The sequence below is a fragment of the Actinomadura sp. NPDC049382 genome (assembly GCF_040677125.1).
GTDB classification, from domain to species: Bacteria; Actinomycetota; Actinomycetes; order Streptosporangiales; family Streptosporangiaceae; genus Spirillospora; species Spirillospora geliboluensis.
Map to the genome: position 1 here is coordinate 1 of NZ_JBFARO010000025.1, position 20574 is coordinate 20574.

Sequence of the window (20574 nt, forward strand, 5' to 3'; positions counted from 1 at the left end):
TACGCCAACGACCCGGACGAGCTGCTCGGCCTCGTCGCCGAGGCCCCGGAGGACGCCGGGACGCTGCTGCTGGTGTGCGGGAAGGGCGGCCTGGAGGCGCGGATGGCGGAGGTGATCGTGGTCGGCGGCGGGGTCGGCGGGATGGTCGCCGCCCTGCTGCTGGCGCGCGGCGGCCATCAGGTCCGGCTGCACGAGAAGCTGGGGCGGCTGGGCGGCAAGCTCGCCGAGCGCCGACGGGACGGCTTCACGTTCTCGCTCGGCCCGTCGCTGCTCACCCTGCCGGGCCTGTTCAGGGAACTGGGCGTCGACCGCGAGTTCGTCCGGCTGGACGAACTCTGCCGGTACCGCTTCGCCGATGGCGCTTGCCTGCGCGCCTTCCGCGACCCCGCCCGGATGGCCGACGAGGTGGACCGGCTCGCCACTGGCCAGGGCGCCGCCTGGCGAGCCTTCCACGGCTGGGCCAAGGGCTGCCTCGCGGCGTCCGAGCGCACGTTCTTCGCCGGCCCGGTGGGACGTCCTCCGGAAGGGGCCAGGCTCGGAGACCTGCTGGCGGTCGCCCCTGGGCGAACGCTGCACGGCCTGGCGCGGCGCTTCTTCACCGACCGGAGGCTGCAGCAGTACGTCGGGCGCTACGCCACCTACGCCGGGTCGAGCCCGTACCGGGCCCCGGCCGCGCTGGGCTGCGTCCCGGCGATCGAGCACGGGGACGGCGGATGGTACGTGCCGGGCGGCCTCGCCCGGCTCGCCGGCGATCTGGCGGAGCTGCTGGCGGAGGCGGGGGCGGACGTCCGCACCAGCAGTGAGGTCACCCGGATCCTGGCGGACGGCGAGTCGGTCAAGGGGGTGATCCTGGCGTCCGGTGAGCGGGAGGAGGCGGACGCGGTCGTGGTCAACGCCGACGCCGCCGCGCTGTACGGCCGGCTGCTCCCCGACCGGCGGAGGGTGCGCCGAATGGCCCGGCTGGGGCCGTCCTCGTCGGCGCTTCTGATCCTCGCGGCCGTCGAGGGACGGACCGACGGGCTGCCGCACCATTCGGTGCTGTTCTCGGCCGACTACCGCCGCGAGTTCGACGACATCTTCCGCCGCCGCCAGCCGCCGCGGGACCCGACCGTCTACATCGGCTGCTCGGCGGTGGACGACCCGGCCCAGGCACCGCCCGGGGCGGAGAACCAGGTGATGCTGGTCAACGTTCCGGCCGGAGATCCCGGGCGATGGCCGATGGCGCCGGAGTCCTACGGGGAGCTGGTGCTGGAGCGGCTGGCGCGGCGCGGGCACGACCTGGCGGGGCGGCTGCGGTTCGTGGAGTTCTTCACCCCCGCGGATCTGCGCGACCGGTACGGCGCGCCGGGCGGTGCGATCTACGGCACCGCGTACGGGGGCCGGACCGCGCCGCTGCGCAGGCCCGGCAACCGCGGGCCCCGGCGCGGCCTGTACCTGGTGGGCGGGTCGACGCACCCGGGCGGCGGGCTGCCGATGGTCGCGATGGGAGGCCGCATCGTCGCGTCCCTGCTGGAGCGTGACTTCGCCGCCCCCGGTGCGGCGGGGGCCGGTCGTGCGGGAGTCCGGCGGTGAGGGCGCTGACCGCCGTCCAGTCGGTGGCGGCGCTGGTGGTGGCGGCCCGGCTGGCGCGGGGTCGGCACCGCCCGCCGCCGCTGACCCCCTCCGGCAGCGTCCCGGCGGAACCGATCTCGGTGGTGATCCCCGCCCGGAACGAGGAGGAGCGGATCGGGGGGTGCCTCGCGCCGCTGCTGGCGGATCCGGCGGTTCGGGAAGTCATCGTGGTGGACGACGGGTCCACTGATGGCACCGCTCGGCAGGCCGCCAGGGCGGGCGCGACCGTCGTCCAGGCCCCTCCGCCGCCGGCCGGGTGGGTGGGCAAGCAGTGGGCGCTGCACCAGGGTGTGCACGCGGCGGCGGGGCCCGTGGTGGTGCTGCTGGACGCCGACACCCGTCCCAAGGCCGGGTTGTGCGCGAAGCTCGCCGAGCTGCTGGACACCTGGGATCTGGTCAGTGCCGGTCCCCGGTTCATCACCGGCGGCGCCGTCGAGCAGGCGCTGCACGCCGCGTTGCTGAGCACGCTGGTGTACCGGTTCGGTCCACTCGGCCCGGAGGCGAGGTCGCCGCACCGCCTCCTGGTCAACGGCCAGTGCATGGCCTTCCGCAAGGCGCCGATGGTGAGGGCGGACGCGTTCGCCCGCGTCCGCCGCCACCTCACCGACGATGCCGCGCTGGGCCGGTCGCTCGCACGGGACGGCTGGAGCGTCGCGTTCGTCGACGCGGGTGCGCTCCTGGAGGTCGACATGCACGGCTCCGCCCCCGGCGTGTGGCGCGAGTGGGGACGCTCGATCGCGTTGCGGGACGTCACCGCACCCGTCCGCCTCGCCGGTGACCTGGCGGTGGTGTGGCTGACGGCGGCGCTGCCGGTCCTGCGGCTGGCCGGGGGACGCCCGACACGGCTCGACCTGGCTCTGCTCGGGCAGCGGCTCCTGCTGACCGCCGCCCTTCGCGGCAGCTACCGGGAACCGGGTATCGGCCTGGCGCTCTCACCGCTGCTGGACCCGGTCGCCGCGCTGCGGCTGGCGCTGTCCGCGGTGCGCCCCCGGCGCGCCTGGCGCGGGCGGACCTATGGCCGCGACGCGGTCAGTCCCGCCGGGCTCGCCGCTCGCCCCGGCGACCCGGGCCCCGCCGGGCCGCGCGGCCTGCGAGCGCGGCCTGGCCGAAGCGCAGTCCGATGAGGGACATCAGCGCCCCGGTGCCGGCCACCTGCTTCGCCGGAGCGAACAGCAGCTGCAGCGCGGGGAGCGAGAACACCGCGACGCGGGCGCCGAGGGCGAACGAGCGCCCGCCGACGCCCGTGGCGGCGAGCAGCCCGAGACCGAGCCCGAAGGCGGGCGGGCAGATGACCGCGAAACCGCCGGCGAAGGTCAGGACGCAGCGCCCGCCCTTCCGCCCGGCGAACAGCGGCCAGGCGTGGCCCGCCATCGCGGCGCCCACCGCCGCGTACACCGGCAGGACCCCGGGCCCGGTGACCGTCCCGAGGCGGCCTGCCCGGCCTCCGCCGGCCGCGCGCCCCAGCAGGCCGGCCGCCGTGCCCTTCAGCAGGTCGCCGGCGAACACGGGCGCGGCCGACCGCCCGCCCACACGTTGCATGACGTTCCAGAAGCCGGGGTTGCGGTCGCCGACCGAGCGCGGGTCGAACCCGTGCGCGCGCCCGACGAGGACCGCGACCGGCACCGAGCCGAGCAGGTAGCCGCCGATGACGGGCACGAGCAGAGATCTCAGAGTGGGGGGCGTCCCGTGCGGGGACGCCTCGGGAAGCGGTGTCATCGCCTCGTTTCACCTCATCAGGTACGCGGGTGTGGACGCCATGAGGCACATCGCGTTCGACCGGCCGGAACTGCGCGCCGCGCGCGGCCTGCGGTTCTGGCGGTTGCTGGGCACCGGCCGAGGCCGGTCCATGAGTCTGGGGGCCGATCTGCGCCGCTGGGCCCTGTTCGCCGTCTGGGACGGCGCGCCGGCACTGGACGGATTCCTGGAGCGCTCGGCGATCGCCGCGCGCTGGCGCGCGGAGGCCGAGGAGTCGTGGCACGTGCGCTTGGCGCCCGTGGCCTCGCGCGGCCGCTGGGGCGGCCGCGACCCGTTCGGGGGGCCGGCGGTCCGACCGCGGGGCGCCGCCCCGCGCGGGCCCGGTCCGGTCGCCGTCCTGACCAGGGCCTCGATCCGTCCGGCCCGGCTGGTGGCGTTCTACCGGTCGATCGCCGATGTGGACCGGGCGCTGCGGCGCGCGGACGGCTGCTTCGCCTCGATCGGGGTGGGGGAGTGGCCGCTGGCGCGTCAGGCGACGTTCTCGCTGTGGGAGGACGAGGCGGCCATCGCCCGCTTCGCCTACAGGGAAGGCGCGCACCGTCACGTCATCGCGCGAGTCCGCGACGAGGACTGGTACGGCGAAGAACTGTTCGCACGCTTCGCGCCCTACGGCAGCCAGGGCACCTGGGACGGACGCGACCCGCTGCGCGACCGGGGCCGCTGTTGAGTCCGTCGTCCGGCTGCTCTCCCGTGCGGGACGTCCCGGGCGCGGCTCCGTCACCGGCAGCCCTCCAGTATCCGCGCGGCGGCCAGCCTTCCGGAGATCAGGGCAGGTGGGATGCCCACCCCTGGAGCGGTGTACATCCCGGCGAAATGCAGGCCGGGAACGCGGCGGCTACGGCCCGAGGGCCGGAGCCACGCCGTCTGCCGGAAGCGGTGGTCCAGGGCGAAGGGAGTGCCGGCCGAGTGGCCGAGGCGTGCCCAGGCCGGTGGATCGAAGGTGACCCTCGGTGCCGCGGACAGGTCACCGTAGCCCAGATCGGCGAGGCGGCTCAGCATCCGCCGCTCCAGCCTCGGCGTGAGATGCTCCCAATCCGCTCCGGAGGCCAGGTTGGGAGCGGGCTCCAGCACGCTCAGCGTCGCATGCCCGTCAGGTGCTGCGGAGGCGTCGCCGCTGGGGCAGGTGACCAGCAGGCTCGGGTCGGCCTGCGGACGTCCGGACGCCAGCGCGGCGAACGTCGCCTCCCACTCCCGGCCGAAATGCAGCGTGTGGTGGGCCCGACCCGGCGGCCGGTGGTCGAGACCGAAGTGCATGACCAGGCAGGACGGTGAGTAGCGCGGCCGCCGCAGCCGCCAGTCGCCCGCCGCCTCCGGGAGCAGGCCGGTATGGGCGCGCACCAGATCGCAGGCGATCACGGCGTGGCCGGTGGTGATGTGCTCCCCGGTGTCGAGGCGGACCGCCGACACCCCGGACGGACCGGTCTCGACGCGCTCCGCGCGTACACCGAACCTGAGCTGGGCGCCGGCCTTCCCTGCCGCACAGGCCAGGGCTTCCGGGATGGCGCGCATACCGCCTTCGACCGGGAAGTAGACGCCGCCGACGGTGTCCATATGGGAAACGGCGGAGTAGATGGCCAGTGCCTTGTCCGGGGCCAACCCGACGTACAGCGCCTGGAAGGTGTGCGCCCTGACGAGCCGCTCGTCGGTCAACTGCGCGGACACGAACCTGTCCATGCGGCGGAATCCCCCCGCCGCCGCCAGCTTCAGCAGCGCGGCGGGACGGGCCATGGCGCGCAGCCGGGTCATGTCCGCGTCGATGAACGACGACCACTCCGCGTCGAACATCGCGCCGAGCCGCCGCCGGAACCGCACGTATCGAGCGGCCTCCTGCGGTCCGCACAGGGCCCGTACGTTGTCGGCCATCTCCTGCTCACCGGCCACTACGTCCAGGTGCGAGCCGTCGTGGAAGGTCATCCGGTAGAACGGGTCCAGACGGCGGAGCGGCAGCGAGTCCTCGATGTCCTCACCGGCGGCGCCGAGCGTGTCGGCGAGGACGTCCGGCATGGTCAGCACAGAAGGGCCGGTGTCGAACCGGTAGGGCCCGAGGCTCGCCGAGCCGCAGCAGCCGCCGGGCGCGTCCCGGGCCTCGACCACCACCACCTCACGTCCCCGGGCCGCCAGATGGATCGCCGCGGACAGGCCGGACAGTCCCGCGCCCACCACGACGACCGGGCCGGTCACCGCCATCAACGCGACCGCGGCGAGCCGCCGCGCTCTGGCCGAGCGGCGCTCGAGAACGGTTCGCGGCGCACAGTCTCCTCCATTGCCGTCCGTAGGTTCCGTCGACCTCGACGATCCCCACCCGTCCGGCCCAGGGCTGATCGCGTAGCCGCCGCGCCGAACGGGCCATGCATCGCACCCAGTGACCGGTGTCCCCGATACAACCGCCGGCCCCCATCACCAGGCACAGATCCCACGGTCTGTGGCCTGCGCCGTTCCGGAATGGCCATAGCCTCGCCCGTCGGTCGGACGGTGCCTACCCGGGCTCCGGCGCGCACAAGCGCACGGTGACCGGATTTTGACGTGGCCTGGGGCGCCGCATCGCCGCGATCGGGACTGCCCGGCAAGATGGCGGGTACCGCCAGCCGATGAACAGGAAGCGCGACGACGATCCCGACGTCGGTGACGAGGTCACGTGGCGCAGCCACGGCTCGACGGCGGAGGGACGGGTGTGCGAACCCCGCGGCAGGCTACACGCGACATGTCCCTAGAGGGGGTCGCTGGTCCAGCTCCAGACGCCTCCCTCGTGTCGTGCGCGCACGAGTTGTGCGCCGCTGGAGTCGGCGAGCTCGGCGACGGTCTGGATCAGCCGGCGGTGGAAGTCGTCGGGCGGGCGGGCGCCGGATGAGCCTTCCAGCAGGGTCACACTGACCTTGGCGTCGTCGCGCAGTTGCGCGGTCAGCCTTCCGGTCCCGTCCAGCCGGAGCATCACGATCGCATCGGCGCGGACCAGGTCATGGCCCCCGCCAGCCTCGATCCAGACCTGGTGCATCGTCCCGCTCACCGGCCCCATCTCCTCGGCTCCAGGCTGTCCGTCAGGCCCTACCACCCAACATAAAGGGCCCGGCATCACCTCGTCACAGCACGGCTGGAGCGGGACGGGCGGTTGAGCCTGCGCGCGATGGTGTTCACCCGCGACGGGTCTGAACTCGTGCCGCCCACTGCGGAAGCGATCGATCCGGCCGCGTGGGCGGGCGCGTTCGGTGAGCTGTTCGCGCTGGTGGCGCCGTTCTTTGGACGGCACGCGAAATGGGACGTCGATGCGGTGCGTGACGCGCTGCGGGCCCAGGTCGCCGAGCGGCTCGGTGACGCCGGCGGGGTGCTCGCGATCGACGACACCCGGTTCGAGAAGAAGGGCCGCCGCTCGGCGGGGGTGCAGCGATCTCGGCATCCGCGACCAGTGAGCACATCAACGCCGGCCCCGAGCGCCCCTGCGGCCGGGGAAGCCGCAGCCTGCTGCGTTTTCCCTGGTGAGGGGTGGTGCCTCGCGCGGAAAAGCTATGACCACCTTCTGGAATGCTTAGAGTTACCGGTCGCATGCGAAGCGTGGTGGCCGGGCATGGCGATCGCTGGCTGAGACGTGACGATGCGGAGGGTTGCGGGTCTATGCCGGTGGCGGAGCTGCGCGAGGGTTCTACGTATGCCGTGGGCCTGTACGGCGGACGGCGCGAAGAACGGCGCCGAACCTGCGGGAACCAACGGGGGCCGCGTGCATCGAAGGCGGTACATCCACAGGTACCCCAGGTGAAGGACGGCGCCGAGTTCCGCGAAACAGATCTGCACGCTCGCGCCGCACGAGTTCGATCCCGAGTGACGCGCGGGAGTGTCCTGCGTGCAGCCCTGTACGAAGCATCTAGGCGGACGACCATAGGAATTCCGTGACCCAGACATTGGCCCGGTCATCGACGACGATGACCATGGGAAGTCTCCAGACGTGGCTGAAGCGGCTCAGTACGCCGGACGGGCTGGAGATCCCCGCGGGGCTTCCCGGTGACCTGGGGGAGGTTCGGGCCGCCATCGATCTGAGCCCCCTCAAGGAGTGGGCAACCGAGCTTGCCAGGACGACAAAGCTCGTCGAGATATCGGTGAGCACCAAGAAATTGGCGGATCTGTCGCTGACTGGCACGGTCGCCGGCACGGAACTGAAGCTGACCGTCCGGTTCGTCGCCGCGAGCGATGAACCCAAGGCCGGCGACCCGGTCGCCGGGGTCGTGGTGAGCCTGTCGCTGGCCGGGACGGAGAAGTTCGCGTTCCTGGCGGACGTCCTGAAGACGGTGACCCTCGACCTCGAGACGCGGATGATGGACGGCGGGACGCGGCGCCGCTTGTCCGTTTCCGCGGAGTTCCAGGTCTCCAGCGAGAGGACGCTGACGGCCACCGCCGAGCTGGACTCCAAGGCCACCGCCAAGTCGGATTCCAAAGCCACTGGCAAGACGGATTCCAAGGCGACTTCCAAGGGGGACTCCAAGGCCAGCGCCGAGATGGACTCCAAGGCCACCGCCAAGAGCTTCGAGTTCACCGTGGCGTCGTCCGCCCCGATCTCGGTGGCCGAGGCGCTGTACGCGCTCGGATTCACTGAGGCGCGGTCGCTGACGTTCCTTCCGTCGTTCACCGGCATCGTCCTGCGCTACGACGTTCCGGAGGCGGGCAAGCACCGCATCGTCGTCTATCCGGCCGGGACGAAGAAAGGGACGGTGGCGTGGGCCGCGGCAGTGCTGCCCAAGGAGGGCGAGGAGAAGAGCCGGCCCGTCGTGGCCTCGGCGATGGTGCCGTTCGGCTCCAAGACGCGGCTTTCCGAGCTGGATCTGCTGCGCGGGCAGATCCCCGCCGACAGCGATCTCCAGATCGGCCTCCAGGCCGTTTACGCCTCCCAGGACCTGAGGGTGGACCGGATCAAGGCGCTCAACGGCGCCTTGGGCAAGGCGGCGGCGCCGCTGCCGGACACCGGAGACCTGGCGGCGGGCAGCACTCTGGTCGCGTGGGTGACGATCGGGGACAAGACCCACAAGATGCTGGTGCGCGAACCCGCTTCCAAGCAGTCGCGGCAAACCGGTGACGGGAAGCAGACCGGTGACGGGAAGCGGGACGAGCCCGGCGATGACGCGCAGGCGGTGCAGAAGGTCGAGCGGGCACTGGGGACGCTGCATCTGCGGCAGGTCAAGGTCCGGCTGGTGCCCGCGGTCGAGGGGCGGGCGGCGAGGCTCGTCGTGGGCCTGGACGCGGGGTTCGTCGCGGCCGGCTTCGAGCTGCAGGCGACCGGCCTCGGCATGGAGATCGAGCTGACCGAGGACCCCGTCGTCCGGGTGGTGCTGCGCGGCCTCGGCGTGGCGTACGCGCGGGATCCGCTGCAGGTGCTGGGGATGCTCGCGTCCCGCCCCCCTGACGCCGAGTACGAGTTCGCCTACGACGGGCTGATCATGGTCAAGGCCGCCAAATGGGGGCTCATGGCCGTGGGGTCCTACGCCCGCGTCAAGAAGACGAAGCAGCACCCCGCCTACACCTCGCTGTTCGTCTTCGGCGCGTTGGAGGGAAAGATCGGTGGGCCGCCGCCCGTCGTGTTCACCGGGCTGGCGTTGGGCTTCGGTTACAACAGCCGGCTCACTCTGCCCGAGGCCGACGAGGTGGCCCAGTTCCCGTTCGTGCGGGCCTTGGGCGACCTGGGGCAGCTGACGGGGGCCGAACCCGACCAGCCGATCAGCCCCACCGAGGTGCTGGAGAAGGTCACCGGCGGCGCCGACGCCGTGGTGTCACCGGCCGCCGGCGTCCTGTGGCTGGCGGCGGGTGTGAGCGCCTCGGTCGCCGAGACGGTGGACCTGACGGGGCTGCTGATCGTCCAGTTCGGCGACCGGGACTTCCTGGTGGCACTGCTCGGGACGATGTCGGCCGACTTCCCCACGGGCTCGACCGAGGCTGAGAAGACGCCCCGCATCGCCCACATCGAGCTGGGGTTCCGGGCCCTGTACGAGCACGCGAAGCGGCAGTTCTCGCTGACGGCGGCGCTGGGCGCCAACTCCTGGATCTTCCACGAGGACTGCAAGCTGACCGGCGGCGCGGCCCTGTGCGTGTGGTTCCCCGGCAGCGTCCATGAGGGCGACTTCGTGGCCACGGTCGGCGGCTACCATCCCGCCTTCGGCAAGCCCGACCACTATCCGGCGGTGCCGCGGGTGGGGCTGAGCTGGTCGCCGAGTTCCGCGGTCGCCGTCAAGGGCGAACTGTACGTCGCCGTCACTCCCGAGGCGGGCATGGTCGGCGGCCGGCTGGAGATCAGCTACGACGCCGGGGGCCTGCGCGCCTGGCTGGTGGCCCATTTCAACGTCATCGTGTGGTGGGCGCCCCTGTACTTCCGCGCCGACATCGGCGTCACCGTCGGCGCGTCCTACACCCTGGACTGCTGGTTGTTCAGCGTGACGGTCCGGGTGGAGATCAAGGCCACGTTGCAGGTGTGGGGGCCGCCCGCCGGCGGGCGCGCGCGCCTGAAGGCGGGCCCGTTCTCGGTGAGCATCGGCTTCGGCGCCGACGCGGATCCGCGCTCGCGGCGGCTGGCATGGAAGGAGTTCCAGAGCAGGCAGCTGCCCGAGGCGCCGTTGACCCTGTCGGTGCTGGACGGCCTGCTCACCGATCCGGTCATGATGAAGAAGGCGGTGCCGGGGAGCTGGATCGTCTCCACGGACGGGTTCGCGTTCACGACCCGCACCGCGATCCCCGCCACGGAGGTCGGCTACAACTCCGCGCGGCAGACGCTTGAGGACGAGCCGGAGGTCGGCGGCGTCAAGCGCCGCCGCAAGACGCAGCTCGACGTGCGGCCCATGCGCTACACGGGGGAGCCGTCGAAGCGCTCCGTCCACAACGTGTCGGTCGTGAAGAACACGCACGGCGGATACCGGGACGACGGCGAGGCGTACGCCAGCGCCGACGACTGGATCGTCGTCCCCCAGTACTCGGCCGTGCCCAACGCGCTGTGGGGCAAGGTACTGGACGCGCCGCCGCGCCCCGAGGACGTTGCGACGCGCCCCACCGAGGTTTACGCGACCGGTCTCGAAGTGCGCATTCCGGCCCCGCAACTGGTCGGCCGCAAGGTCGACACGTCCATCGAGGCGATCCGGGAGCGGCCGTGGACGGGACAGGTCAATCCGCTCCGGCACGCCACGTCCGAGTGCACTGCGCCGGGCGGTCCGGGAGTCCCCCGCGAGACCGCGTTCGAGGAGATGGGCAAGGTGCTCACCGGACTGGGACTGCTGGAGGTCCAGCGATGACCACGCGTCCTCTGACGTTCGCCGACAACCTGGCGCCCTCCATCGGCCGGGGCACCTACACCATCACCGTCGGGCAGACGCTGCCGGACGACCTGCCGCTCGACGGCGAGCGGCCGCCGGTGCCCGTCACCCAGCGGATCGAGGTGGCGGGCCTGCGCCTGCACCTGGGGGAGCAGGAGGTCCACGGCGCCTACCCGCCGGCCGGCTCCGGCGGCCCGCTGGACACCGTCCTGCCGCACATCGCCTTCGAACGGCGCGTACTGCCCTGGGAGAACCGGCTGGACTGGAAGGCTGGCGAGGCGGAGGACCGGAAGCGCCCCTGGCTGGCGCTCCTGCTGTTCACCCGCGGCGAGATCGTCGACGACCCGGAGGCGGCCGGCTTGACCACCGCGGGCACGGCGGGGGAACTGCTGGTCGACGCCGCGGACGTGACCGTGCCGGAGTTCTCCCCGCGACTCACCGAGGACGAGAGGGCCCAACCGGTCCGCACCATCCGCGTCACCGGGGAGACCTTCCGCGCGGTCGCCCCGCGCGCGACCGAGGTCGCGCACCTGGCCCACGTCCGCGGCACCCTGCCGGGCGAGACGGGGGACGAGGCGACCAGGCGGGCGGCCGAGTACTCGTTCATCACGGCCAACCGCCTCCCGTCCAGGACGGGAGGCCCCTACGTCGCGCACCTGGTCTCGCTCGAAGGGCACACCGGGCGGTTCGCCGACCCGAGCACGCTCACCCGAGACATCCGGCTCCTGTCGCTGTACTCGTGGACCTTCACGTCCGGGCCGGGCGGGCATGCGAGCTTCTCGGGACTGCGCGAGCAACTGCTCGCGTCGGCGATGCCGACCGGCGCGACGGACAACTCGCGGCGGCTCCTGCTGCGCCTGCCGCAACCGGAGACGACTCGCACCGGCGAATACACCGAGCACACCCGGTACAGGCTTGCCAACGGCTTCGTCCCGGTCGCCCACGACAGCGGGAAGCCGGGGGATTTCGCCTGGTATCGGGGGCCTCTGGTGCCCTACGAGGTGACCGGTCCGTCCCCCGCCGACACCGAGTACGGCGTCGACGACCTCGGCTACCCGGCCGCGCACGCCCTGGGCCGCGGACTCGTCCTGGCCGACCAGGACGTCGCCGCGGCGCTGGCCGCCTACCTCGACCGCGCGCACGCCCGCCTCGCGGAGGCGTGCCGCATCATCGCGCCCCAGATCCCCGCGGCGGCGGCGGAGGGGGCCGACGGGGACGGTGCGGACCTGCGGGCGGCGGTCGTCTCGCTGTTCGGGCAGGCCGGCGACGCCTGGCGTGCGGCGTTCCGGAGCGTGGTCGTGGACGGTGAGCCGGCGCAGTACCACGCTGCCGTCCTGGCCGCGGACGCCTCGGGCGCGGGCGGCCCGGCCGGTGCCGGCGCGGCCCGCGACGAGCCCGGACCCGGCGCGGGAACCGAAGCCGACCTGGTCGCGGTGCTCCGCGAGGGCGACCTCGGCTCGGCCGCCGCACCGCCCATGACCGGGCTGATGAGCGCGTTCCTGGCCGCTGACGACTCGGTCCTGGGCGACCTCGCCGCGCAGGTCACGGCCCCGGCCCCGGCGCCCGCGGCGGCCGGTGAGCCGGACGGCGGCGACGCCGGGGCCGCCGGGAGCACCGACCCCGACGAATCGACGATCGTCCAGTGGCTGGACCGGCTGCGCCGCCTGGAGCAGGTACCGTTCGACCACCTCGTGCCGCACGCGGAGATGCTGCCGGCAGAGAGCGTCCGCGTCTTCCAGGTCGACTCCGCATGGGTGGACCACCTGCTGAACGGCGTTTTCGCCGCGGCCAAGCGCTCGCGCCTCGACTGCGAGGCGCTGGAGAAGCTGCGCGACACCTACCTGCAGCGGACCTGCGGACTTCCCCGGTCCGGGATTCTGATCCGCTCGCAACTGGTCTCCGCGTACCCGGAGATGCGGGTGAGCGTCTCCGCCGAGCAGGCCGACGGCTCCGCTCCGGCGGCCGGGGAGGTGCTGCGGTGCGACCGGATCGCCCCCGACGTCCTGCTGTGCCTGTTCGACGGCCTGCCCGCCAGGATCGTCCTGCACGAGCCGATGCAGGGCCTGCACATCGGCTTCCAGAGGCGCAAGGGCGCGGGCGTCGAAGGCGACTGGGTCAGCCTGCGCACCCTGGTTGACGTCGACGACCTCAAGGCGGGCCAGGCGTTGGCGCCCCCGGTGTGGGTCAGGGTCCCCTACCGGTCGGCCGACGGTGCGGGAGCCACCGTCATCGACTTCAACGACGGCGAATCGGCCCTGGCGACGGCCATCGCCAGGGCACTCGACGGCAGGTTCAAGCCGGACGGCACCACGAGGCTCAGCCCGGCCCAGCTCGCCCTGCAGATGATCCAGTCACCTGAAACCGCGGCCATGACCGTCTCTCCCGGTTGACCACCGTCTTCCCCAGCCGACCGACGTCCCGCCTCCCATCGCCCGCCGGCCCGGAGACCGTCCGGGACGTGCCTGTCAAGGAGCGCCCTGTGAGCAGCACAGAAGCCGTCATCGTGCCCGTCCGCGTCACGGCGCTGATGGTCAACGACGCCGTCCGCAACCAGGACTGGCGCCGCTGGCGCCCCGACTTCACCAGACGGAGCGACCTCGGCCCGGAACCGGATCCGCTGAACCAGCCGGTGAGCCGTCCCGACACGGGTGTGCTGGTGCACTGGGAGCTGCCGGCCGCCTTGCGCGCCGGCGCCCTGCAGCCCGACGGGACGACGGCCTACGCGGCGGTCCCCACCCGATGGCTCGTGGTGCGCTACGGCGGCAGGACCGGCACCGATGAGCGTTCCGCCGCCGGATGGCTCGTCCACAGTGATCATCTGAGCGACACCGAAGCCGCCGACAACTCGCCCTATGCCGTCCCGGCGTCCGCCACCGACCCAACACCGGTTCCCAAGCGCGTCGGCCGCGTCCGGCCGTTGGACGGGGATCTGTCCGAGCCCGCCGAGCCCGCCGGCGTCCTGTCCGGCCCGCTCACGGCGATCGGCCCCGGCCTGCCGACCTTCGCGACCTACCAGCCCTACAACATGGGCGTCTTCTCTATGCACGACCCCCTCACCGGACTCACCGGCGACCCGCTGGATCTCAGCTACCTGGTCATGGGCTGGTACGGCACTGACGCAAACGATCCGCTCGCCGGCGTCACCGCCGGCCCGCCCGCCGAGTTCATGGAGAAGATCACCGAACGGCTCGAGCGCCTCGGCTGGGATTGCCCCGTCCCGGCGACGCCGGTCCGCACCGTCTGCGCCGGCGCCGCGGTCGGCGTCCGTTGGGAGAAGACCGGCGTGCCGGAGCCGGACAACGACGAGGCGCCCGTCACCGAGGACGACCCGAAGAAGCGTCCCGTCACCTACGGCGTCGCCGAATCCTCGGCGGACGGGATCAGCGCGCTCGCCCTCGCCCATGACACCGGCTTCTGGAAGGAGCCGGGCCGGCTCCGGCGGCTGCAGGCCCTCCAGTACGGACTGCTGCACCAGCTCGACACCCGGGACGGCATGGCGGCCGTCCAGCAGCGCACGCGGGAGGCCCGATTCGAGCCGGTCGCGGGCGGCTTCACCTGGGACATCACCACCCCGCCGGCGGTTCAGGGCGAGGACTCGCAGCCGGTCCGGCCGCTGCCGGAGCCGGAGCGGGAATGGCTGGCGGACACCAACGAGGCCCAGCGGGCCTACGACGCCGCCGCCCGGCGGCTCGCCCGCCGCCAGGAACGGCTCTCCGAGCTGTGGTGGTACGTCCAGCGGCTCAACGCGATCATCCCGTCTCTCAAAACGGCCAGACAGCGGGTGGTCAAGGGCCGGCTGGAAAAGCTGAAGCGGAAGGTCGAGGCGGACCTGGCCGCCTTCGCCGGCAAGGTCACGGCCGAGCGCACCGCGCTGGCGCAGGCTCCGGCGCTGCTGAAGGCCGTGACGCCCGAGGACCTGGACACCGCGATCGACGCCGAGGTCAAGCGGCTCACCGGGCTGTGGAAGCGCGCCCCTGTGGGGCGGCCGATACGGACGCCTCGGCCGGTGTTCCACAACGCTCGCGAGCCGGTCGTCCTCATCAAGGGCGCCAAGGCGACCCGGCTGCTCGACGACCCCGCGGTCATCCCGTGCCGGTTGTCGGGGGAGACAGTGACCAAGGCCGGTGAGAACGCCGCCGTCACCGCCTTGCTGCCTCCGGGCTGGGCGGCGGTGGCGGACATGATCCCCGCCAATGTCCCCGCGGACCTGCCCGGGAACCTGCTGACCGAATTCGCCGCGCTGGACCGGTACCGGGCCCCGGCCACCGCCACCTTCGCCGACCAGGCAGCACCCGTCGCCTGGTCGGCCCCCGACCGGCGGGTCCGTGCCGTCCGCCGCGCGACCGCGTTGTGGAAGCAGCCGTGGACTCCACTGCTGCTGGTGTGGGAGGCGGAGTACTTCGCCGTCCCCTACCACCACTATCAGGACGCCGGGAGGTCCGACCCCCGCAAGAACTGGGAGTTCGGAGACGACTTCTACCAGTGGCGCGGCGAAGGCGACGCGGCGGAGGACAAGGCCGTCCCGCGCAGCGTCTCGGGTTCCATCCTGCTGTCGGCGCATGCCGTGGACAACATCGCCGAACGCCTCCAGAACGTCGATTCCGAAGCTCCCGGGCAGAGCGAGGAGTTCCTCCACGCGGTCGGCGACCTCGCCAGGCACCTCGCCGACGCCGGCGGCGGCACCGACCTGATCTCGCAAGCCCTGGACGGCTTCACCGAGAAGCTCACCGGCCGCGAATCCCGGGTCCGCCCCCGCCCGGATGCGGCCGTCGCCGACATCCTCGACGGGCACCACACCTTCGCGCCGAGGGCCCTGTCCGCCGTCACCCGGGAACCGGCGGACCCCGCTCCGGACGAGAACTGGCTCGCCGCCCCCGGCTACGAGCCCTACCGCGCCGGCCAGTTCCGGTTCAACCGCCTGTTCCTGGTCGACCGCTTCGGCCGCGGATACGAGGTCGTCCAGACGGCCGACCGGCCGGACCAGCGTCCGGCGCCCGCCCGGGCCGCGACGGTCGTCCCCGATGCCAAGGACCCCCGCAAGCCGGGCGACGCCGACGCGCTCGTCCACGTCGGGCGGCAGCGATCCTGGGCGCCGCACCTGTTCCAGCTCCGGCCGCGGCTCCCGCAGCCCGCCCGGCTCGGCTTCGACTTCGTGTCCCGGCTGGACGACGCGCAGGTCGCGTTCAGCGCCGACGCGGGCGACCAGATCAGCGCCTGGATCGTTCCCAGCTACTTCGACGGGGCACTGCTGTGCATGGCGGCCGACGGCCGCCTACTGGGGGAGCTGCGTCCCGACCAGGACGCACTGGTCTTCGAGCGGTATCACGCGGACGCCCCCACCCTCGGGCAGGACAGCGCCGAACACCCCCACATCGCTCGCTTTCTCAACGGTCTCGACTCCAGGGACGACCGGGTCAGGTCCCTGGAGGACCTGATCGCCGCGGTCGAGGCCGCACGGCTGGCCATCGTCCCGGACCGCCCGTCGGCGTCGCATCCCACGCTGCGGATGCTCGGCCACCCGCTCGCGCTGATGCGCGCCCGGCTCGAACTGGAGGGGGACGCCGAACCGATCGTCCCGATCCTGCCCAGCCGGCTCGCGGCCGACCCGCCCACCGCCGACTACCAGGAGTACGCCTGGCCGGTCCTGCTCGGCTCGAACTCCTCGTTCGAGGACGGTCTCATCGGCTACTTCGACCAGGACGACTACACCAGGCTCTACGCCGTGGCCCCTCCGCGCAACCCGCCGGAGGGCTATGTGGCCGGACGGCACAAGGGGGCCGGCCTGGCCCTGGGGCTGGGCGACTCACGCCTGGTCACACTGCTCGCCGATCCATGGGCCGGTGTCCAGGCGAACACCCATATTCTGCCGACCGGCTACCTGCGGCCCGACGTCGACTACATCTCCCATGCGCTCGCGCGCATGGACGCCGTCTTCCACGTCGGCCCGGTCCTGGGGCGCCTCCAGGGCGTCACCGTCGAGCGCGGCGACGGCACCGAGACGGTCACGCAGGCATTCAGCCTTCCACTGCCGGTCGTGGAGAGCGGCGAATGGACGTGGAGGCGACCCGACGGGACCACGATCGCCGTGACCGCCACCGACACCACCGCCCGCATCACACCCGAATCCCGCACGCACCTGCGCACCGGGCTGCTGCATCTCGCCAACGGCATGACCCGACGCCACGACTCGCCCACTCGCCCGTAACCGAGTACTCACAGGAGCCCGGCATGACCAGTACCATCGCACCGCCCAGCGTCGGGACCGAAGAGCGCAACTTCCCGTTCCGCTCCAGTATCAGCACCCATCCCGCGCCGATGACGGTCTCCGAGAGCTCCAACGCGCCGACGAAGGCGTCCTTGGACCTCCTGATCTCCAACGACGGCTTCTCCCGCATCGAGTTCGAATCCCTGACGATCACGTTCGCCGTCGCCGGCAACGACTGGGGAGAGGACGCCCCAAGCATCCTCACCCCCGTCTGGGACAAGGTCAGCCGGCCGAAGCTCGAACTGCCCCCCGGCTGGACCGAGGTCACCGGCGACCAGGAACCCGGCCAGTTCACCTTCAAGCCCGCCAACAAGGAGGCCGGGCCGAATGACGCGCTGCGCCTGCACTTGGACGACATCCACGTCAGCGCCATCGAGGGCATCACCGACGTCGTCGTCTCCATCGAGGCCCCCGATGGCCGGCCAGGATTCAAAGACGCCACTCATTCGATCGGAAAGTTTCCCACCGGCTTCGAGCTGAAGAACTTCCGCGCCGATGACCCGATCGTGGAGAACGGTCGTTCTACTAAACTCAACTGGACGGTCAACGGCGACCACAATGTGAGGTACCAGTTCTTCGTCAACGGTGTGGAGAAGAAACTCGGAGGCGGTCGGATCGAACCGCCTTTCCACACCGGCCCCTTGCACACCACGACGGTCTACGAGATCGTCGCCGAACACCAGGTCGGCAACGACTGGCTCCCCTACTCCGACTCGACCGTCGTCCAAGTCCACGGCGGGGATATCACCGCGGCCAACGCGCTCATCGCCGGGCTGCGGCCCGCGCTCCTCAAAACTCTGATCTCCTTTGAGAGCCAAGAGGTGATCGGCGGAGGTGGCGAAGAGGCCAAGTATGAATGCCAGGGCCCCGGCGACGGTCTCGTCGTGGGTGAGTTGTCGATCTCCGAGGGGCAGGAGAGGGCGCAAGCAGACCTCGAAGTGCAGCTGACCTGCAAGGGGTTCGCCCCCGTCGCGGCAAGGGTGTCCGCCGGCACCGGCGGCGGATACACCAGGCAGCACATCATCATGCCGATTCCCGGGGGGGAAGTCTGCGAGGTGCGGATCAAGGCTGAGAACAGCAGCAGCACCACAGGCCGGGTCAAGCTCTACTGGGTCAGCCTTTCCGGGGACAATCGTGCTCCGAGTTGCGAGCCGTTCGCAGCAAACCCGACAGGAGCCTAGCAGGGGCGCGATCGCCGAGCCTTCTGACGCGTTGGGCTGAGCCGGCTAGGAGTTCGGACAGGACTGGAAGCGTCGATCCCGGAGCCATTTCCGCCCGCAGGGCGAAGAGTCGGGTCAGCCGGGGGGCCCGAGGGAGGTGAAGCCTCCGACGATGGCACCGAAGCCCACATGGGCGAGGACGGTGACCAGGGGCGTGCTCGGGCCGTAGTTGAACATGAGGAAGCCCGGAGGTTCCAGCAGGGCGACCTTGGGAGCGCTGGTCAGCGGGCTGCCCATCCGCGGGTGGACCAGCGGCAGCAGGATGTTCACCAGCGCCGTGCCGGCGAACGTGCCGTGCACCAGACCGAAGAGCGCCCCGAGCCACCAGCCGGCGTGGCCGATGGCGAGGAAGACGGCGTAGTAGACGAACGCGAACACCTCGCCGTTGGCGAAGTGCATGAGGTACCCGATCGCCTTGGCGCGGGCCCGGTTCGCGGTCACGGCGGTGCCGAGCAGGAACGGCAGGTCCATCCGGGTCAGCTTGAACTCGCCGGCGGCCCGCAGCGCGGTGGTCAGTACCAGCGTCCCGGCGAAGCCGCCCGCGGCGGTCCCCCAGGCGTTCACGCTCCCCCCTCCCCGGCGGCCGAGCCGATGGCGCACGCGGCATTGATCAACGCCAGGTGGCTCAGTCCCTGGGGCAGGTTGCCCAGGAAGGCGCCGGTTTCCGGGTCGATCTCCTCGGCGTACAGGCCGACATCGTTGGCCAGCCCGACCAGGTCGTCCATCAACGCGACGGCCTGGTCGAGGCGCCCGGTCCGGGCGAGGCACTCGGCCAACCAGAAGGAGCACGCCAGGAACGCGCCTTCGGTGCCAGCCAGCCCGTCCTCGCCGGAGTACCGGTCGACGAACGGGCCGTGCCGCAACTCCCGTTGCACGGCGTCCACCGTGGCGCGCATGCGGGGATCACCGGGCCGCGCGTAGCCCTGGAGGAGGCCGAGCAGGACGGCGGCGTCCAGCTCCGAACCTTCGGCGGAACGCGTGTAGCAGCCGCGGTCGGGAGAGAAGCAGCGCGTCTCGACGAAGTCGCGTATCTGGGCGCGGCCGCGCCGCCAGCGATCCGAACCGCGGCCCGGGATCAGCCCGCGCTCGGACAGGTCGATGGCGCGGTCGAGCGCCACCCAGCACATCATCTTCGAATGCGTGAAGTGCAGCGGAGCGCTGCGGACCTCCCAGATGCCCGAGTCCGTCCACCGCCAGGCGTCGCAGACGAAGTCGGCCAGCTCGGCCAGCCGCCGGGCGAGGTCGGCGTCCAGCCGTCCGGCGGCACCGGCGTAGACCCAGCCGCTCTGCAGCAGCTCACCGTAGGTGTCCAGTTGGACTTGGGCGCCCGCCGCGTTGCCGATCCGCGCCGGCGTGGAGTCGCGGTACCCGCGCAGGGGCAGGGTGCGTTCCGGGGCGCGGCCGCCGCCGTCCAGCCGGTAGAGGACCCGCAGCCGCGGATGCGTGAGCTGGGTGGCGTGCATGAGCCACCAGAAGTAGGCGTGCGCCTCGGCGAAGCAGCCCAGCCGCAGCAGCGCGTGGAGGGTGAACACCGAGTCGCGGACCCAGGAGAAGCGGTAGTCCCAGTTGCGTTCGCCTCCGACATGTTCCGGCAGCGACGTCGTCGCCGCGGCGGCGATCGCTCCGGAGGGCGCGAAGATCAGCAGTTTGAGCGCCAGCGCGCTGCGCAGCACGGCGTCCCGCCACCTGCCCTCGTACGCGCGTTCCCGCGACCATCCCTGCCAGGCCGCGACGGTGTGCTCCATGCGCGCGTCGCATTCGGACCGGGTCGGCAGGACGAGCGGTTCCTGGTGCGCGAACGCCAGGGCCAGCAGGGCCCGCCGTCCCCGCCCGAGCTCGAGACGCCCGCTGATCGCCCCGCCGGCGCACTCCGGCTCACCCGCGTCCCAGCTGCAGACCGCCAGCGCGTCCGCGCCGGACGCCACCACCGGCACACCGGCGCGCCACCTGACCCGTGGACGGCGGGCGCCGTAACCGAACCGCGGCTGCACGCTCCAGCGCAGCGGCACGGTACCGGCGACCCCGTCGAGGCGCCGCTGCAGTTCCCGCATCGGCCCCAGCGTCCCGCAGCCCTCCAGAGTCAGCGAGTCGGTGACCCGCACACTGCCGCGCCCAGTGGTGAACGTGGTCTCTAGCACGTTCGTGTCAGGCAGGTACCGGCGCGCGACCGTGAAGGGCTCCGCCGGCTCCAGCAGGAAGCGGCCGCCCCTGGCGGGGTCCAGGATGGCGGCGAACACCGACGGGGAGTCCAGATCCGGCGTTCCCAGCCAGTCCACCGACCCGTCGGAGGCGACCAGCGCGGCGCTCCGCCCGTCCCCGATCACCGCGTAGTCGCGCAGCCGGACGTAGCCGTCGCTCCGGAAGACCGTCATGCGTCCGGACCGCCCGAGCCGCCACCGGCGAGGCCGACGGCTTCGACGCACCCATGCTCCCACTCGGTCACGTTCCG

At 72.2% G+C, this 20574-nt stretch carries 12 protein-coding genes and 1 pseudogene; 8 read left to right on the forward strand and 5 right to left on the reverse strand.

The features are described 5' to 3' along the window. Together crtI (AB0K34_RS17650) and AB0K34_RS17655 are read left to right on the forward strand one after the other, a co-directional pair. The coding region (gene crtI, locus AB0K34_RS17650; protein ID WP_364549695.1) for a phytoene desaturase family protein at positions 1-1572 on the forward strand (1572 nt) is incomplete at its 5' end. Next, positions 1569-2735, forward strand: a complete 1167-nt coding sequence (locus AB0K34_RS17655) for a glycosyltransferase family 2 protein (RefSeq protein ID WP_301174647.1) — start codon at positions 1569-1571, stop codon at positions 2733-2735. The genes crtI (AB0K34_RS17650) and AB0K34_RS17655, both read left to right, overlap by 4 nt. On the opposite strand, the gene AB0K34_RS17660 is transcribed toward AB0K34_RS17655, so the two are convergent. Next, positions 2641-3327, reverse strand: a complete 687-nt coding sequence (locus tag AB0K34_RS17660) for a glycerol-3-phosphate acyltransferase (protein ID WP_240807031.1) — start codon at positions 3325-3327, stop codon at positions 2641-2643. The genes AB0K34_RS17655 and AB0K34_RS17660 overlap by 95 nt on opposite strands. Before the next feature lie 40 nt (positions 3328-3367). On the opposite strand from AB0K34_RS17660, the gene AB0K34_RS17665 reads away from it, so the two are divergent. After that, positions 3368-4033 (forward strand): spheroidene monooxygenase, encoded by a 666-nt coding sequence (locus tag AB0K34_RS17665; protein ID WP_364549697.1) that lies wholly within the window; start codon positions 3368-3370, stop codon positions 4031-4033. Between the two features lie 50 nt (positions 4034-4083). Here AB0K34_RS17665 and crtI (AB0K34_RS17670) read toward each other — a convergent pair whose 3' ends face one another. Both crtI (AB0K34_RS17670) and AB0K34_RS17675 read right to left on the reverse strand, forming a co-directional pair. After that, the gene (crtI, locus tag AB0K34_RS17670; RefSeq protein WP_138632176.1) at positions 4084-5553 is read right to left on the reverse strand and encodes a phytoene desaturase family protein; all 1470 of its coding nucleotides are present in this window, start codon (positions 5551-5553) and stop codon (positions 4084-4086) included. A 520-nt stretch (positions 5554-6073) separates the two neighbouring features. Next, positions 6074-6370: a hypothetical protein gene (locus tag AB0K34_RS17675; RefSeq protein WP_138632170.1), complete on the reverse strand. Its 297-nt coding sequence runs from the start codon at positions 6368-6370 to the stop codon at positions 6074-6076. A 234-nt stretch (positions 6371-6604) separates the two neighbouring features. Between AB0K34_RS17675 and AB0K34_RS17680 the strand changes: the two are divergent. From AB0K34_RS17680 to AB0K34_RS17700, 5 genes and pseudogenes are all read left to right on the forward strand, one after another. Further along, a pseudogene (locus AB0K34_RS17680) lies at positions 6605-6748 on the forward strand (transposase); the annotation flags it as partial. A 535-nt stretch (positions 6749-7283) separates the two neighbouring features. Next, on the forward strand, positions 7284-10619 hold the full coding sequence (locus AB0K34_RS17685; RefSeq protein WP_364549699.1) for a DUF6603 domain-containing protein: 3336 nt from the start codon (positions 7284-7286) through the stop codon (positions 10617-10619). Next, the gene (locus AB0K34_RS17690; RefSeq protein WP_364549701.1) at positions 10616-13030 is read left to right on the forward strand and encodes a hypothetical protein; all 2415 of its coding nucleotides are present in this window, start codon (positions 10616-10618) and stop codon (positions 13028-13030) included. The genes AB0K34_RS17685 and AB0K34_RS17690 overlap by 4 nt, the downstream gene beginning before the upstream one ends. Before the next feature lie 89 nt (positions 13031-13119). Beyond that, positions 13120-16845, forward strand: coding sequence for a hypothetical protein (locus AB0K34_RS17695; protein WP_364549703.1), 3726 nt, complete (start codon positions 13120-13122; stop codon positions 16843-16845). A 23-nt stretch (positions 16846-16868) separates the two neighbouring features. Beyond that, entirely contained in the window at positions 16869-18086 is a 1218-nt protein-coding gene (locus AB0K34_RS17700; RefSeq protein WP_364549705.1) for a hypothetical protein, read from the forward strand. Between the two features lie 114 nt (positions 18087-18200). Here AB0K34_RS17700 and AB0K34_RS17705 read toward each other — a convergent pair whose 3' ends face one another. After that, the gene (locus AB0K34_RS17705; RefSeq protein ID WP_138632149.1) at positions 18201-18689 is read right to left on the reverse strand and encodes a hypothetical protein; all 489 of its coding nucleotides are present in this window, start codon (positions 18687-18689) and stop codon (positions 18201-18203) included. Further along, the gene (locus AB0K34_RS17710) at positions 18686-20497 is read right to left on the reverse strand and encodes a glycoside hydrolase family 15 protein (RefSeq protein WP_138632146.1); all 1812 of its coding nucleotides are present in this window, start codon (positions 20495-20497) and stop codon (positions 18686-18688) included. The genes AB0K34_RS17705 and AB0K34_RS17710 overlap by 4 nt, the downstream gene beginning before the upstream one ends. Between the last annotated feature and the right edge of the window lie 77 nt (positions 20498-20574).

Excerpts from the sequence above, each read along its gene's own strand:
- AB0K34_RS17665 (WP_364549697.1), top strand. The coding sequence starts at position 3,368 with ATGAGGCACATCGCGTTCGACCGGCCGGAACTGCGCGCCGCGCGCGGC.
- AB0K34_RS17710 (WP_138632146.1), bottom strand. The coding sequence starts at position 20,497 with ATGACGGTCTTCCGGAGCGACGGCTACGTCCGGCTGCGCGACTACGCG.
- AB0K34_RS17690 (WP_364549701.1), top strand. The coding sequence starts at position 10,616 with ATGACCACGCGTCCTCTGACGTTCGCCGACAACCTGGCGCCCTCCATC.
- AB0K34_RS17685 (WP_364549699.1), top strand. The coding sequence starts at position 7,284 with ATGGGAAGTCTCCAGACGTGGCTGAAGCGGCTCAGTACGCCGGACGGG.
- AB0K34_RS17700 (WP_364549705.1), top strand. The coding sequence starts at position 16,869 with ATGACCAGTACCATCGCACCGCCCAGCGTCGGGACCGAAGAGCGCAAC.
- crtI (WP_138632176.1), bottom strand. The coding sequence starts at position 5,553 with ATGGCGGTGACCGGCCCGGTCGTCGTGGTGGGCGCGGGACTGTCCGGC.
- AB0K34_RS17660 (WP_240807031.1), bottom strand. The coding sequence starts at position 3,327 with ATGACACCGCTTCCCGAGGCGTCCCCGCACGGGACGCCCCCCACTCTG.